This window comes from Acidimicrobiales bacterium, from assembly GCA_036273495.1.
In the GTDB taxonomy this organism is placed as follows: Bacteria; Actinomycetota; Acidimicrobiia; order Acidimicrobiales; family JAJPHE01; genus DASSEU01.
In genome coordinates this window covers 1-13,039 of the sequence record DASUHN010000389.1, presented here as the reverse complement: position 1 = coordinate 13,039, position 13,039 = coordinate 1, and the positions used below count along the sequence as shown (strand labels likewise).

General features: G+C 71.0%; 17 protein-coding genes and 1 pseudogene. 10 read left to right on the top strand and 8 right to left on the bottom strand.

What is annotated here, in order from left to right; genetic code table 11:
* The coding region (locus VFW24_16980) for a hypothetical protein (GenBank protein HEX5268465.1) at nucleotides 1-607 on the top strand (607 nt) is incomplete at its 5' end.
* A 19-nt stretch (nucleotides 608-626) separates the two neighbouring features.
* Here the strand turns inward: VFW24_16980 and VFW24_16975 are convergent.
* Together VFW24_16975 and VFW24_16970 are read right to left on the bottom strand one after the other, a co-directional pair.
* Nucleotides 627-1,241, bottom strand: a complete 615-nt coding sequence (locus VFW24_16975; protein HEX5268464.1) for a DNA-3-methyladenine glycosylase I — start codon at nucleotides 1,239-1,241, stop codon at nucleotides 627-629.
* Nucleotides 1,238-1,864: a hypothetical protein gene (locus VFW24_16970; GenBank protein ID HEX5268463.1), complete on the bottom strand. Its 627-nt coding sequence runs from the start codon at nucleotides 1,862-1,864 to the stop codon at nucleotides 1,238-1,240. Before VFW24_16970 ends, VFW24_16975 begins: the two co-directional genes overlap by 4 nt.
* Before the next feature lie 234 nt (nucleotides 1,865-2,098).
* Here VFW24_16970 and VFW24_16965 point away from each other — a divergent pair, with 234 nt between their 5' ends.
* On the top strand, nucleotides 2,099-2,887 hold the full coding sequence (locus VFW24_16965; protein HEX5268462.1) for an SDR family oxidoreductase: 789 nt from the start codon (nucleotides 2,099-2,101) through the stop codon (nucleotides 2,885-2,887).
* 8 nt (nucleotides 2,888-2,895) lie between these two features.
* The gene (locus VFW24_16960) at nucleotides 2,896-3,351 is read left to right on the top strand and encodes a pyridoxamine 5'-phosphate oxidase family protein (protein HEX5268461.1); all 456 of its coding nucleotides are present in this window, start codon (nucleotides 2,896-2,898) and stop codon (nucleotides 3,349-3,351) included.
* A gap of 26 nt (nucleotides 3,352-3,377) precedes the next feature.
* Here the strand turns inward: VFW24_16960 and VFW24_16955 are convergent, their stop codons facing one another.
* Genes VFW24_16955 through VFW24_16940 form a run of 4 tightly spaced genes read right to left on the bottom strand, consistent with a single transcriptional unit; the run spans nucleotide 3,378 to nucleotide 6,934 of the window.
* Nucleotides 3,378-4,322, bottom strand: coding sequence for a glycine betaine ABC transporter substrate-binding protein (locus VFW24_16955; protein HEX5268460.1), 945 nt, complete (start codon nucleotides 4,320-4,322; stop codon nucleotides 3,378-3,380).
* A gap of 46 nt (nucleotides 4,323-4,368) precedes the next feature.
* On the bottom strand, nucleotides 4,369-5,121 hold the full coding sequence (locus tag VFW24_16950; protein ID HEX5268459.1) for an ABC transporter permease: 753 nt from the start codon (nucleotides 5,119-5,121) through the stop codon (nucleotides 4,369-4,371).
* The gene (locus VFW24_16945) at nucleotides 5,118-5,810 is read right to left on the bottom strand and encodes an ABC transporter permease (protein ID HEX5268458.1); all 693 of its coding nucleotides are present in this window, start codon (nucleotides 5,808-5,810) and stop codon (nucleotides 5,118-5,120) included. Before VFW24_16945 ends, VFW24_16950 begins: the two co-directional genes overlap by 4 nt.
* Entirely contained in the window at nucleotides 5,810-6,934 is a 1,125-nt protein-coding gene (locus tag VFW24_16940) for a betaine/proline/choline family ABC transporter ATP-binding protein (protein ID HEX5268457.1), read from the bottom strand. The genes VFW24_16945 and VFW24_16940 overlap by 1 nt, the downstream gene beginning before the upstream one ends.
* 185 nt (nucleotides 6,935-7,119) lie before the next feature.
* Here VFW24_16940 and VFW24_16935 point away from each other — a divergent pair, with 185 nt between their 5' ends.
* The 7 genes from VFW24_16935 (at nucleotide 7,120) to VFW24_16905 (ending at nucleotide 11,180) form a co-directional block, all read left to right on the top strand.
* Nucleotides 7,120-7,506 carry a cupin domain-containing protein gene (locus VFW24_16935; protein ID HEX5268456.1) on the top strand — a complete coding sequence of 129 codons (387 nt, stop codon included), beginning with the start codon at nucleotides 7,120-7,122 and terminating at the stop codon, nucleotides 7,504-7,506.
* Nucleotides 7,493-8,302 (top strand): class I SAM-dependent methyltransferase, encoded by an 810-nt coding sequence (locus VFW24_16930; protein ID HEX5268455.1) that lies wholly within the window; start codon nucleotides 7,493-7,495, stop codon nucleotides 8,300-8,302. The genes VFW24_16935 and VFW24_16930 overlap by 14 nt, the downstream gene beginning before the upstream one ends.
* Nucleotides 8,209-9,147, top strand: a complete 939-nt coding sequence (locus VFW24_16925; GenBank protein ID HEX5268454.1) for a helix-turn-helix transcriptional regulator — start codon at nucleotides 8,209-8,211, stop codon at nucleotides 9,145-9,147. The genes VFW24_16930 and VFW24_16925 overlap by 94 nt, the downstream gene beginning before the upstream one ends.
* A 12-nt stretch (nucleotides 9,148-9,159) precedes the next feature.
* Entirely contained in the window at nucleotides 9,160-9,543 is a 384-nt protein-coding gene (locus VFW24_16920; protein HEX5268453.1) for a VOC family protein, read from the top strand.
* A gap of 144 nt (nucleotides 9,544-9,687) precedes the next feature.
* Entirely contained in the window at nucleotides 9,688-9,891 is a 204-nt protein-coding gene (locus VFW24_16915; protein ID HEX5268452.1) for a cold-shock protein, read from the top strand.
* 100 nt (nucleotides 9,892-9,991) lie between these two features.
* Nucleotides 9,992-10,246 carry a hypothetical protein gene (locus VFW24_16910; protein ID HEX5268451.1) on the top strand — a complete coding sequence of 85 codons (255 nt, stop codon included), beginning with the start codon at nucleotides 9,992-9,994 and terminating at the stop codon, nucleotides 10,244-10,246.
* A 13-nt stretch (nucleotides 10,247-10,259) separates the two neighbouring features.
* Nucleotides 10,260-11,180 (top strand): acyl-CoA desaturase, encoded by a 921-nt coding sequence (locus VFW24_16905; protein ID HEX5268450.1) that lies wholly within the window; start codon nucleotides 10,260-10,262, stop codon nucleotides 11,178-11,180.
* Nucleotides 11,181-11,195: 15 nt separating this feature from the next.
* On the opposite strand, the gene VFW24_16900 is transcribed toward VFW24_16905, so the two are convergent.
* Both VFW24_16900 and VFW24_16895 read right to left on the bottom strand, forming a co-directional pair.
* Nucleotides 11,196-11,759, bottom strand: coding sequence for a dihydrofolate reductase family protein (locus VFW24_16900; GenBank protein HEX5268449.1), 564 nt, complete (start codon nucleotides 11,757-11,759; stop codon nucleotides 11,196-11,198).
* A 161-nt stretch (nucleotides 11,760-11,920) separates the two neighbouring features.
* Nucleotides 11,921-12,873, bottom strand: a pseudogene (locus tag VFW24_16895) (alkaline phosphatase family protein).
* Nucleotides 12,874-13,039: the final 166 nt, after the last annotated feature.

Below are 13,039 nucleotides of genomic sequence, written 5' to 3'. Positions count from 1 at the left end.
GTCGCTGACCCTTCTCGAGCGTTACGGCGCCCTGCCGGCCGCCGGTGACCGTCACCTGGCCGAGTTTCTCCCGTCGGTGCTCACGGCCGAGTCGGGATGGGGCGCGGCGTGGGGCATCGAGCTCACCCCGATCACGCTGCGCGAGCAGCTCCAGGACGCCTACGTCGCCGAGGTCGACGCCGTGCTGGCCGGTACCGCGACCCTTCCGACCCATCCTTCAGGGGAGCTGGTCGCGCCGGTGATCGACTCCCTGCTGACCGGCACGCGGCGTGAGGTCCCGCTCAACCTGCCCAACCGCGGGCAGTGCCCCGACCTGCCGGACGATGCCGTGGTCGAGGCGATATGCGTGGTCGACGAGGACGGGATGCGCGGGCGCGACGCGGCCCGGGCCCCGGCTCCGCTCGCGGAGCTGCTCAGGCGCCACGCCGCCGTGCACGAGCTCACGGTCGAGGCCGCCCTCACCGGGGACCGCAGCCTCGTCGGGGCCGCCCTGGCCCTCGATCCGCTGGCGGGACGGGGAGACCTGCGGGACATCGACGCCATGGCCGACGAGCTCGTGGCGGGGACCGAGCAGTGGCTGCCGCAGTTCGCGGCGGCGCCCTCCTGACCCACCGCCCCGGCGGAGGTCAGCTCGGCGGATGGAAGCGGGCCCGCTCGGCTTCCGCCGCCTCCCGGAAGTGGCATCGGGCCAGGTGGTCGTTGACCACGCCCAGGGCCTGCATGGCGGCGTGAACGGTCGTCGGGCCGACGAACCGGAACCCGGCCCGGCGCAGCTCCGCCGCCGCCGCCTTGGACTCGGAGGTGGACGCCGCCAGGTCACCCGGGGACCCCGGCCCCCGGCGGGAGCCGGGCTCGTGGCTCCACAGCAACGCACCCAACGAGCGGCCTTCCGCGTGCAGGCGGACGGTGGCCCGGGCGTTCCCGATCGTCGCCGTGATCTTCCCGCGGTGCCGGACGATGCCGGCGTCGGCCAGGAGGCGCTCGACGTCGGAGTCCCCGAAGTCGGCGACGGCGGCCGGGTCGAAGCCGGCGAAGGCGGCCCGGAACCCCTCCCGCTTGCGCAGGATGGTCAGCCACGACAGCCCGCTCTGGAAGCCCTCGAGGCACAGCTTCTCGAAGATCCGGACCTCGTCGGCCACCGGGCGGCCCCATTCCTCGTCGTGGTAGGCCCGGTACTCCGGTGGCGCCGCGCCCCAGGCACACCGGCCCAGCCCGTCCGCGCCCACCACCACGTCGCTCATGCGGGGGACAGGCGGCTGGCCACGGTGCGGACGAGTCGCTGCTCCAGGGCGGGGTCCGGGGCGGCACCCTGGCTCTCGACGGTCAGAACGGCGCCGGCCCTTCCCCTGGCGGCAAAGACGAAGTCCCCGTACACGCTGATCGGGGTTCCCGCCCCCTCGATGGGCACGACGAACCGGTAGGCGACGGTCACGTCACCGGTCGGGGGGAACGACAGCCGGGTCGTCGTGGGCCGGCCCAGCCTGATACCGGCGGGGACGGACTGGCTCGGGCTGGCGGGATGGCTCAGGCGGTAGTCCAGGAACGTCTTGATGGACGAGTTGAGGCACGGCGCCATCTTGGCGCTCTGGAGGAGCGCGCTCAGCTGGTGGGCCCGACCCACTGTCGGCTGGTAGCCGACGGAGTTGGCGATCTCCCCGCCGTTGCCGTTGCCGAAGTCCGGAGAGTCGGCGGTGGTCGGGTCGTTCCCGTTGAGGATCCCGACGTTCACGCCGAGACAGTCCGCCAGCGCCTTGTCCAGGCCGGGAACGCTGGGACCGCTCGTGTGGGGGGTGGCGGTCCAGCCCGCGGGCAGATCCGAGGCCCGCAACACCGCCGCGACAGCGCGGGCGTGGTCGGCGGCCACCTGCCGGGGAGCGACCGTCGCCGGAGCGGACGCACCCGCCGATGCCACCCCGCTGCTGCACCCGGCGGTGAGAGCGAGCGCAGCGAGAAGACCCCATGCCCGTGATCCCGCGACCCTCCACTCCCTGGCCTTGTGCACAGTTTCCGAGTGCCCTCCGGATGCGATCTACCCCGCCGAGGTGTCCGCCGTGCCGGCTTGACGTTGCGGTAGTCGTCGAGGACCATACGCCCCGAGATGGCCCTCCTGGATCGCTTCCGGCTCGACGGGAAGGTGGCCATCGTCACCGCCGCCAGCCGCGGCATCGGCAAGGCGTCGGCCGTGGCCCTGGCCGAGTGCGGCGCCGACGTCGTCATCGCGGCGCGCACCACCGCCGACCTCGATGCGGTGGCCGGCACGATCTCGGAGATCGGGCGCCGGGCCGCGCTGGTCACCTGCGACCTCAGCGACGTGGCCAACATGCGACTGTTGACCGAAACGGCGATGACGGAGCTCGGGGGCGTGGACATCGTCGTGAACAACGTCGGGGGGACGATGCCCGCTCCCCTGCTGGACACCCCCACGAAGACGATCGAGGCGGCCTTCCATTTCAACGTCGCCACCGCCTACGAGCTGACTCAGTGCGCCGTGCCCCACATGCTCGAGCGCGGGTCGGGGAGCATCATCAACATCACCTCGACCATGGGCCGTCTCTCCGACCGCGGCTACGCCGCCTACGGGACGGCCAAGGGGGCCCTGGCCCATCTGACCCGCCTCCTGGCGGCCGACCTGGCGCCCCGGATCCGGGTCAACGCAATCGCCCCGGGCTCGATCGAGACCGATTCCCTGGCTTCGGTCCTCAACGACGAGCTGCGCACGCTGATGATCGCCGGGACGCCGCTGCGGCGGCTCGGGACGGTGGAGGACATCGCGCTCGGCATCGTGTACCTGGCCTCGGAGGCCGGCAGCTTCCTCACCGGGAAGGTCCTGGAGATCGACGGCGGCCTCACCTTCCCGAACCTGTCGTTGCGCCTGCCGGACCTGTGAGCGGCGCGATGGTCTCCTGGCGGGAGTTCGCCGACGCCGACGCCGAGCTCTCGGCCCGGGTGCTCGAGCTGTTCACGAGCTACAAGCACCACACCGTGGCCACCATCCGCCGCGACGGCTCGCCGCGGATCAGCGGGACCGAGGTCGTCTTCGAGGAGGGAGAGCTGATCCTGGGGATGATGACCGGGACCCGCAGAGCCGAGGATCTGCTCCGGGATCCCCGGCTGGCCATCCACAGCCACAGCGTCGATCCCCCGGAAGAGGGCCAGGGATCGTGGTCCGGAGAGGCCAAGCTCTCGGGACGAGCGGTTCCCCGCCCGGCGGGCGCATCGGGGCCATCCGACGCGGACTGGTTCCGGGTCGAGCTCTCCGCCGTGGTGGTCACCCGGCTGGGTGACCCGGCCGACCATCTGCTGATCGAGTCCTGGACGCCTGAGCGGGGCCGGGTCACCCAGAGGCGATGAGCGCGCCCTGACCCCGCTCGGGCGGGTCAGGTCTTGGCCAGATCACTCACACTGGTCAGGCCGTACTTGGCGGCGGTGGCCTTGGTGACCACGAACACGTTGGTGTCGATGGCCGGAGCGAAGTCCAAGACGTTGACGTTCTTGGCCTTGAGCAGACCCTTGAGGATGGTGGCGTTGTTCTGGGCGTCACCCGAGACGCCGGCCGAGCTGCTCAGGGCGGACGACTCACTGGCGAGGTACTCGGGCTTCAGGTCGATCTGACCACCGAAGAGAGCGGCGTCGGACACCTTCCGGCTGGACAGGTCGAGCTGGTACGCCACGGTGCAGCCGGCGGTCTGCAGCGCCTGGCCGTACATCTCGGCCACGATCTTGCTCTCCGAGAAGTTTCCGGAGACGCCCACGGTGAGATGGCCGGTGCAGCCGGAGGTGGTCGTGCCGAGGCTCTTCTGGGAGAGGAACGACTTGGCCACCGCGGCCGGATCCTGCTGGGACACGTCCACCATCTTGTTGAGGTCGAGCATCCCGGAGGTGGAGAGTTGGGCGCTGATGTCGTTGAGGATCTTGTCGATCTGCGGGGTGTCGACCGCCTGGCGGATCACCGGGACGATGTTGTCCGACGACTCCAGGTGCTTGTCGTCGGCGAGGGTGACGAACGAGGGGTCGTATACAGCCGTCGAGAACAGCTCCCCCACCTGCACGGCGCCGGACTTCAGAGCCTGGACGGTGATCGGTCCGCCGAAGTCGGTGGTCTTGATCTGCTTGAAGACGACCCCGTACACGTTCTTGAGCCCGATGGCGCAGAGCTTGTTCGTGGCGCAGTCGGGCGGGGCCCCGAAGACGAGCTTGGACGCGATGGTCGCAGTGGACCCGGACCCGCTGGCGCCCGATGACCCGCTGCTTCCGCATGCTGCTCCGAGCAGAGCCACAGCTGCCGTGGCGGCACCTACTGCGGCTCGACTGGTGATCCTCATGGAGATCCTCTCCCTCTGTACGGCGCCGATGGGCCCCAGCGTAGACTCACGTCTGCGCGGCCGATGCTGCCACCGGCAGCGGCGCCGGCACCACCCGCTGCTTCCCGTTCGACCGGGTCCGGGGCGTGACCGCCCGCTCGAGGAGCGCGAAGAGGACGTCGGTGAGGAGGGCCAGCACCGCCACGAGGATGGCGCCGCCGATGAGGATCTGCTCCTGTCCCGGTTGGGCAAACCCGAGATACAGGAACACGCCGAGCCCACCCCCGCCCGCGAAACCCGCCAGGGTGGCGGTGGCTACCACGGCCACGGCCGAGGTTCTCAGCCCGGCCATGATCAACGGAGCCGCCAGAGGTACCTCGATGTCGACCAGGATCTGACGCGGGCCGAGGCCCATGCCCCGGGCCGCCTCGACCGTTCCGGCATCGACCCCCTCGACACCCACGTAGGTGTTGATGAGGATCGGCGGGATGGCCAGGACGACGAGGGCGATGATCGTCGACAGCATGCTGAACCCGAGCGAGGGCCGCAGATTGCTGACGACGATGAACGCCAGCACCAGCAGGGCGAACGACGGGATGGCCCGTCCGATGTTGGCGATGGACACCGCGGCAAACTGACCCCGGCGGGTGTGCCCCACCGCCATCCCGAGCGGCACCGCCACGACCGCGGCGATCCCGAGCGAGATGGCCGACAGCTCCACGTGGTAGCCGAGCTGGCCGCCGATGCCCGCACCGAGCTGCACCCGGCTCCAGTTGGCGGCGGTGAAGATCCACTCGATGGCGTGGACGAACTGGTTCACGCCGCCACCCCGACCGCACGGCGGGCCCGTCGCCGGCGGGGACGGGCCCAGGGCGTCACCGCCCGCCCGGCCATGAGAAGGGCGGCGTCGGCCACGAGCGCGAGGGCAATCGAGAGGACGCCGCCGACCACGACCTCTGGCGTGTAGAAGCGGTCGAGCCCGTCGATGATCAGCTCCCCCAGGCCGCCCTTGCCCACGATGAACCCGACCGCGACGAGACCGATGGTGCTGACGGTGGCCACCCTGACCCCGGCCACGATGGCGGGGACCGCGACGGGAAGCTCGACCCGCCACAGCAGCTGGCGCCGCGTGTAGCCCATCCCGGTGGCTGCCTCCTTGAGATGCTCCGAGACACCCCGCAGGCCGGCCACGGTGTTGCGGATGAGGATCAGGAGGGTGTAGCTGACCAGACCGATCTCGACGGTCAGGTCGGTGAGACCGGTGAGCGGGATCAGGACCACGAACAGGGCGATGCTCGGGATGGTGTACAGCACCCCGGCCAACCACGTGACGGGTGGGTGGAACCGGGTGTGCCGGTAGGCGAGCACGGACAGCGGCACGGCTATGACCAGCCCCACCGCCACCGCCATCACCGCCAGCTCCACGTGCTCGGCCGTCAGGCTGAGGATCCTCGAGCCGTGGTCGGCGATCCACTGCCAGATCGACGGCGGCCCGACCGCGCCCAGCATCACGGCGCGATCTCCCGTGACAGCCGGTCGAGGGTCAGGATCCCGAGGTAGTTCCCGTCGGCGTCGACCACCACGGCCACGTTGGTGGATGAGGTGACGATCGAGTCCAGGGCCTGGCGGAGCGAGTCCTGCATCGTGACGTAGGCGCTGAACGGCCGGGGCCCGGCCCCGCCGACCGGACCCGTACCGCCGATCATGGACCGGTCGACCCATCCGAGGAGGCCACGGCCTTCGACCACGCTGGTCCAGTCCAGGCCGTGCCGGGCCATCTCCCGCTCGGCGTCCGCCGCCGACGCGTCGGGTCCGACCACCGGCCCCCCTTCGATCTCGATCCCCGCCACCTTGATCAGGGCCAGCCGCTTGAGCCCCCGCTCCGCCCCCACGAAGCGCTTCACGAACTCGTTGGCGGGAGAACGCAGGATCTCCTCCGGGGCGGCGTACTGCTCGATGCGCGCTCCCCGGTTCAGGATGGCGATGCGATCGGCCATCTTGATGGCCTCGTCGATGTCGTGGGTCACGAAGACGATGGTCTTCTTGAGGCGACGCTGGATCTCGAGGAACTCGTCCTGCAGACGGCCGCGCACGATCGGATCCACGGCCACGAACGGCTCGTCCATCAGCATCACCGGGGGATCGGCGGCCAGGGCGCGGGCCACGCCCACCCGCTGCTGCTGGCCCCCCGACAGCTCGGCCGGGTACCTGTCCCTCACGCCCGGGTCCAGATCGAACAGCGCCAGCAGCTCCTCGATCCGCTCGGCCGTCCTGGCCGGGCTCCAGTTGAGGAGCCTGGGAACGGTGGCGATGTTCTGGGCCACCGTCCGATGGGGCATCAGCCCGGTGCTCTGGATCACGTAGCCGATGCCCCGCCGGAGCTCGACGGGGTCCTGCTGGAGGACGTCCCGGCCGTCCACCGCGATCGTGCCGGAGGTCGGCTCGATCAGGCGGTTGACCATCCGCATGGTCGTCGTCTTGCCGCACCCCGAGGGGCCCACCAGGACGGCGATCTCCCCCTCGGGCACCTCGAGGGTGAGGCCCTCCACGGCGTACTCCCCCGACGCCGTGAAGCGCTTCGAGACGTCCTGGAAGGAGATCATCGCCCGGTCGGTGCGTGCGTCGTGCGTCATCGGGCCGTTCCTCACCGCCCCCGGCGGCTCGCCGGCGATTTCTTATCAGATGGCCCGGCTCGCACCCGCCGTCATCGAATGTTGCTCCGATGCTCCCATGGCTCAGGCTCGTCCCGGGGCCGGGGCCGCGCTCTTTAGCGTGGACGGCGCCGTCCCGCGCGATCGAAGGAGTGGAAGGAGAGGCGATGGAGATCGTTCCCAAGCAGCCGTCGGTCAAGGGGCCGGCCGACTGGTTCACCGGAGACGTGTGGATCGACGGGATCGCCCGCGGCCAGGAGCCGGCGCGCATCAACGTCGGGGCCGTCCGGTTCAGCCCCGGCGCCCGCACGGCCTGGCACTCCCACGAGCTCGGCCAGACCCTGTACGTGACCGAGGGGCGCGGTCTGGTCCAGGCCCGCGGGCAGGGGCGCCTGGAGGTCCGGGCCGGGGACGTCATCCACACGCCCGACGGCGAGGAGCACTGGCACGGGGCCGCCCCCGACCACTTCATGTCCCACCTGTCGATGACGGAGGGACCGCCCCAGTGGGGAGAGCACGTGAGCGACGCCGAGTACCGCGGTGAGGCGGGGTAGCAGGGGGCCGATCGCGCCCGGAGCCGCCAACCGGGCCTGGTCCCGGATGCTCGCCGGCTGGGCGGTGCCGGCCGAGATCCTGGCAGACGCCCCGGAGTCCCCGTTCTTCTTCCACCCGGGATCCTTCATCGAGGCGGCCGAGGAGGCGGTGGCCCGGCCCGCCGACACCCCGTCCGACGCCGCGGCGCGCCAGGCCCTGGCCCCGTCCGGGTCGGTGCTGGACGTCGGGTGCGGTGCCGGCGCGGCCAGCCTGGGCCTGCGCCCCTCGCGGTTGATCGGCGTCGACCCGAGCCTGCCGTTGCTGACCGCCTTCGCCGAAGGGGCGGCCCGGCTCGGCATCGAGGCCACCGTGATCGAGGGCCAGTGGCCCGAGGCCGCGGACCGGACCGAGGCGGCCGACGTGGTCGTCTGCCACCACGTCTTCTACAACGTCTCGGACCTGGCCACCTTCGCCACCGTCCTGTCGGGGCACGCCCGGCGGAGGGTCGTCGTCGAGATGACGGCGTCGCATCCGATGGCGTGGCTCACGCCCTACTGGATGGCCCTCCACGGTCTGGACCGGCCCGAGCGGCCCACGGCTCAGGACGCCGTGGCGGTGCTGGAGGAACTGGGGTTGGTGGTCAACCAGACGCGGTGGCGGCGCCGGTACCAGATGATCGGGGAGCACGGGGACGGTGCCATCGCCCGCCTGGCCCGCCGGCTGTGTGTCGGCCCGGATCGTTACGAGGAGCTGGGCCGGCTGGTGGCGGGCGCCCCGCCCCCGGAGGACCGCGAGGTCGTCACCCTCTGGTGGTGAGCGCTGGGCGCCGGCCCGGCCGGCAGACTGGCGCGGTGCCGCGGGAGACCACCGTGCCCTCGGGATACGTCGAGTGGCCGTCAGCTCCTCCTCGGCGTCGCTATGTCGCCTGCACGTGGATGGGGGGAGGGGACTCGGACCGCTCGGAGTCTGAGCCCGTGCTCCCCGACGGCTGTATGGACATCATCTGGAACGGTGACCGGCTCTTCGTGGCCGGCCCGGACACCGTCCCGAACCGGTCCGGGGCGGGGGGTCAGTTCGCGGTGGGTCTGCGCTTCCGGCCCGGCACCGGACCTTTGTTCCTGGACGTTCCGGCGGTCGAGCTTCGAGACCAGCGTGTCGATCTCCGGGTCCTGTGGCCCGAAGCTGACGGCGTCGCCGACGAGATGGCGGGATGCGCGAGCCGGCGCCGGGCCGCCGCCGTCCTCGAGCGCCGAGTCGCCGGGCGGCTTCCGGAAGTCGGCGATCCCGATCCGCTCGTCGAAGCCGCCGCCAACCTCTGGCGAGAGGCTCGCGAACCGGTCACCACGGCGGAGCTGGCCCGCCGGGCGGGAGTATCCGAGCGCCACCTGCATCGGCGCTTTCTCCCTGCTGTCGGCTACGGACCCAAGCTGCTGCAACGCGTCCTCAGGCTCCAGACGTTCCTGACCTCGTGCCGGGACCCGGGCGCCTCACTGGCCGGGCTGGCGACCCGGGCCGGATTCGCCGACCAGGCCCACCTGAGCCGGGAGACGCGAGCCCTGGCCGGTCTCACCCCGGCCGAGCTCCGGGCTGCCCGGATGGACGTCCGAAACGTTCAAGACGCCGCCTGCCGCGATCAGCTACAACGGCGCGGTGACAACTGACCGAGGAACCCCGTGAGCCCCCGCCTCAACGCCGCCGGAATCGTCACCGCCGACATGGGCAGGTCGCTCGACTTCTACCGCCTGCTCGGCCTCCAGGTCCCGGACCCCCCTTACGGCGGCCACGTCAACATCGAGCTCCCCGACGGCTGGCGCCTGATGTTCGACTCCGAGGAGGAGATGAGGCAGTTCCGCCCCGACTGGACGAGGACGACCGGCAATCAGATCGCCCTGGCCTTCGAGTGCGCCAGCCCAGCCGAGGTGGACGAGGTGTACGCGCGGATCACCGGCGCCGGCTACCGCGGCGTGAAGGAGCCGTGGGACGCCTTCTGGGGACAGCACTACGCCCAGCTCCGCGACGCCGATGGAGTTTCGGTCGACCTATACGCGAATCCCTGAGGGCCGGCCGCCGCCGAGCCCCGAATTGCCCGCCAATGCGGGGCGAGTAGTCTGGTCTCTAGACCGGCTCTCTACGCAGGCCGGGACCTGAGCCCGGCTCCAATCCGACCGGACAACGATCGTGCGTGGGAGAAGGAGCGGGATATGGCTGCAGGTACTGTCAAATGGTTCGACTCCGCCAAGGGGTACGGGTTCATCACCCCGGACGGCGGCGGCAAGGACGTCTTCGTCCATCACAGCGCCATCGAGGGCACGGGCTACAAGGAGCTCTCCGAGGGCCAGCGGGTCGACTTCGACTCCGAGCAGGGCGCCAAGGGACCCCAGGCCACGAGCGTCCGCTCTGCCTAGGCCCGAGCGGGATTCGCGCGGGGGATCCGATGGCGACCGCGACCGCCCCCAGCGCGGCCCCCGCCCCCCCCGGGTCAACAGCGACCGCGAGGCCCTGGCGTTGCGGGACAAGGGTGGTCTCTCCTATGCCGCGGTGGCCCGCAACCTCGGACTGAAGCGCGCCACCGACGCCCGCGCCGCCTTCGTGCGCGCCCTGCGCAGCTGTGAGGAGGCGGAGCGCCAGGAGATCGTGGTCCGCGAGCACAAGCGCCTGGACCAGCTGGCGGAGCGCATCCGGACCCGCGACGCCGCTCAGCCCGAGAAGATCGAGAGACGCCTGACGGCGCTGGCCAAGCTGAGAGAGGGACTGGGCTAGCGCCGCTGTCGACATGACCGCGCTGACGATCGACGTCGCCGCCCCGACTCCGGAAGAGATCGCCCCCGATGACCGCCGGCCGGGTCCGGTGGGGTTGGCCATCACCGCCGCCCTCGTGGTCCTGCCCCTGACGGGACTGGCCGGGGGCATCGCCTGGCTGGCTCTGGGGAACCGGGTGAGCTGGCTGGATCTCGGCCTGGCCGTGGGTCTCTACCTCGTCTCCGGCCACGGGGTGACCGTCGGCTACCACCGTCTGTTCGCCCACCGCTCGTTCCGGGCCGCCCCCTCGCTGCGGGTGGCGCTGGCGGTGGCGGGCTCGCTGGCTCTCGAGGGTGGGGTGGTGTCCTGGGTGGCCAACCACCGCCTCCACCACCGTCTGTCCGACCGCGCCGGGGATCCTCATTCCCCCTATCGGTACGGGACCTCCGGCTGGGCGCTGGCCCGGGGGATGGTGTGGTCCCACGTGGCCTGGCTGTTCCGGGCCCCGGCGGCGGACACCGAGCGCTACGCCCGCGACCTGCGCGCCGACCGGGCGATCGCGGTCGTCGACCGCCTGTTCCCCGTCCTGGCCCTGACCTCTCTGGCCCTGCCTTTCGGCGTCGCCTGGGCGGCGACGGGGTCCCTGTCGGCCGGCGGCTGGGCGTTGTTGTGGGCCGGCGGGGTGCGCGTCAGCGTCCTGCACCACGTGACGTGGTCGGTGAACTCGCTCTGCCACGTCCTGGGTCGGCGCCCCAATGCGACCGGCGACCACTCGTCCAACGTCAGGGCCCTGGCCGTGCTGTCCCTCGGGGAGTCCTGGCACAACCACCACCACGCCTTCCCCTCCGGCGCCCGTCACGGCATGGGCCGCCACCAGCTCGACTCCTCCGCCCGGCTGATCCGCCTCCTCGAGCGAAGCGGCTGGGCGCGCGACGCCAGGTGGAGCCGGACCTAGGGGCCCCGCTCCGGACTACGTCCCCCGTCCGGAGTCAACGCGGTATCGGAGAAACACGACGCCGCTCGCGAACTGCCGGGTCTCCAGCAGTCGAAGGGGAAGCTTCGCGCCCTTCGGCAACGCCGGCTTGCCGCCGCCGAGCACGACGGGCACCGTGAGCAGACGGACCTCGTCCACGAGCCCGGCCGCCAGCGCCTGCCCGGCGAGATCGGCCCCGACGATGGTGATGCGGCGGGCCGCCGCCGCCTTCAGCCGCCGCACCGCCTCGGGGTCGAAGTCGTGCTCGAGCCTCGTCCGGGCACTTGATGCAGCCTCGAGGGTGCGCGAGTACACCACCTTGTCGGCGTCCCGCCACATCTCGGCGAACTCGCGGACATAGGGTTCGTCCGGAGCGGCGGTCTCCCAGTAGACCATGGCCTCGTACATCCGCCGCCCGTACAGGTAGGTCCCGGCCTGCCTCTCCAGGTCGGTGATGAAGGAGAAGACCTCCTCGGCGGGCTCGGACCAGTCGATCCGGCCGTCAGCGTCCTCCAGGTAGCCGTCCACGGAGACGTTGGCGGTGTATACGAGATCAGCCATCGGGTATCGGGGGCGTCCGGGTAGGTAGACGACGGACGAGGCCACCCATCATGGCCGAATCAGGCTCATGACGTGCTCCATCTCGCCCCGGATCAGGCCGCCGATGACGTCCTACTCCGGCGTCGGGGCGATCCGGGCTGCTCACCGTCCGGGCGTGCCCGTCAGCGTAGTTCGGGGATGGACCGGGAGGAGGACGGGAGGACGGGGGGACGGGGGGACTGGTTGAAGTCGAAGTCGGCGATGAGGTTGCCGAGGATCTTCTCGTTCTCTCTCACGTCCGGACGGGGATCGGGGCGTCCGTCGCTGGCAGGGTCGATGCGCTGGCCGCGGAGGAAGTCGTCCTCGATGAACTTGTCGTAGGCGTCGAAGCTCAGGACCTGGTGATCGACGTAGGCCCGTTTGGCATACGGGCTGATCACGATGGCGGGGACGCGGAGGCCGTAGCCGAGCTGGTCGACGGAGGGTGGCGCGACATGGTCGTAGAAGCCGCCCCAGTCGTCCCAGGCCAGGAAGATCGCGGTCGAGTCCCATTCGGGCTGCGCATCACCGCGTTGACCAGGCTGGTCACGTAGCTCTGGCCGAAGCTCACCGGGCCGGGCGGGTGCTCGCTGACCTCCCCGGAGGGCGCCACCCAGGACACCGCCGGTAGCTGTCCGGACCGGGGGGCGGCGTAGAACCTGGTAACGGACTGGATGTTGCCGAGCTGGTGGTCGGCGGCCACCGTGTCGAACCAGGGCAGCGGGTTCCAGATCCCCGGCGTGTTGGCGGACTGGGCCACCGGCGCGCAGCTCAGGGCACCGTCGTCCTCGCAGTCGGGCTCGGTGCCGGCCACGACGTAGTAGCCCCAGCTCACCCGGTCCTTGTGGAGCAGGTAGGTCAGATCGGTCCAGGCGTAGATGGGCTGGTGTCCGGGGTTGGCCTTGTTGCGCTTGAGGGTCTTGGGGCCGGACTCCCCGCCGTAGATGGCCGGCTGGGCCAACGGCTTGGCCGGGGGGTTGTCCCGGGTCCCGTTGACGCAGCTGGCCGGGTTGGCCTCCTGGGTGCAACGCGCCGCCCACTCCGAGACCAGGAACAGGTGTGCGGGCAGGCTCCACGAGGCGTTGGGCTCGAACATATGGTCCTGGAGGACGAGGTGAGTGGCCGGGTAGGGTAGGCCCCTGGCTCGATAACGATCTGTAGGTCGGACGGGCTCAATCTGATGGGTTTCCCCACCAGTGCGTGTTCCGTCTCGCCATGGCCGCTATTCCGCCAAGGGCCCCCCATCGATCCGGACATGAGGT

Coding starts and splice junctions, on each gene's coding strand:
- VFW24_16965 (HEX5268462.1), top strand. CDS start 2,099: ATGGCCCTCCTGGATCGCTTCCGGCTCGACGGGAAGGTGGCCATCGTC.
- VFW24_16900 (HEX5268449.1), bottom strand. CDS start 11,759: ATGGCTGATCTCGTATACACCGCCAACGTCTCCGTGGACGGCTACCTG.
- VFW24_16955 (HEX5268460.1), bottom strand. CDS start 4,322: ATGAGGATCACCAGTCGAGCCGCAGTAGGTGCCGCCACGGCAGCTGTG.
- VFW24_16905 (HEX5268450.1), top strand. CDS start 10,260: ATGACCGCGCTGACGATCGACGTCGCCGCCCCGACTCCGGAAGAGATC.
- VFW24_16975 (HEX5268464.1), bottom strand. CDS start 1,241: ATGAGCGACGTGGTGGTGGGCGCGGACGGGCTGGGCCGGTGTGCCTGG.
- VFW24_16960 (HEX5268461.1), top strand. CDS start 2,896: ATGGTCTCCTGGCGGGAGTTCGCCGACGCCGACGCCGAGCTCTCGGCC.
- VFW24_16940 (HEX5268457.1), bottom strand. CDS start 6,934: ATGACGCACGACGCACGCACCGACCGGGCGATGATCTCCTTCCAGGAC.
- VFW24_16935 (HEX5268456.1), top strand. CDS start 7,120: ATGGAGATCGTTCCCAAGCAGCCGTCGGTCAAGGGGCCGGCCGACTGG.
- VFW24_16945 (HEX5268458.1), bottom strand. CDS start 5,810: ATGCTGGGCGCGGTCGGGCCGCCGTCGATCTGGCAGTGGATCGCCGAC.
- VFW24_16915 (HEX5268452.1), top strand. CDS start 9,688: ATGGCTGCAGGTACTGTCAAATGGTTCGACTCCGCCAAGGGGTACGGG.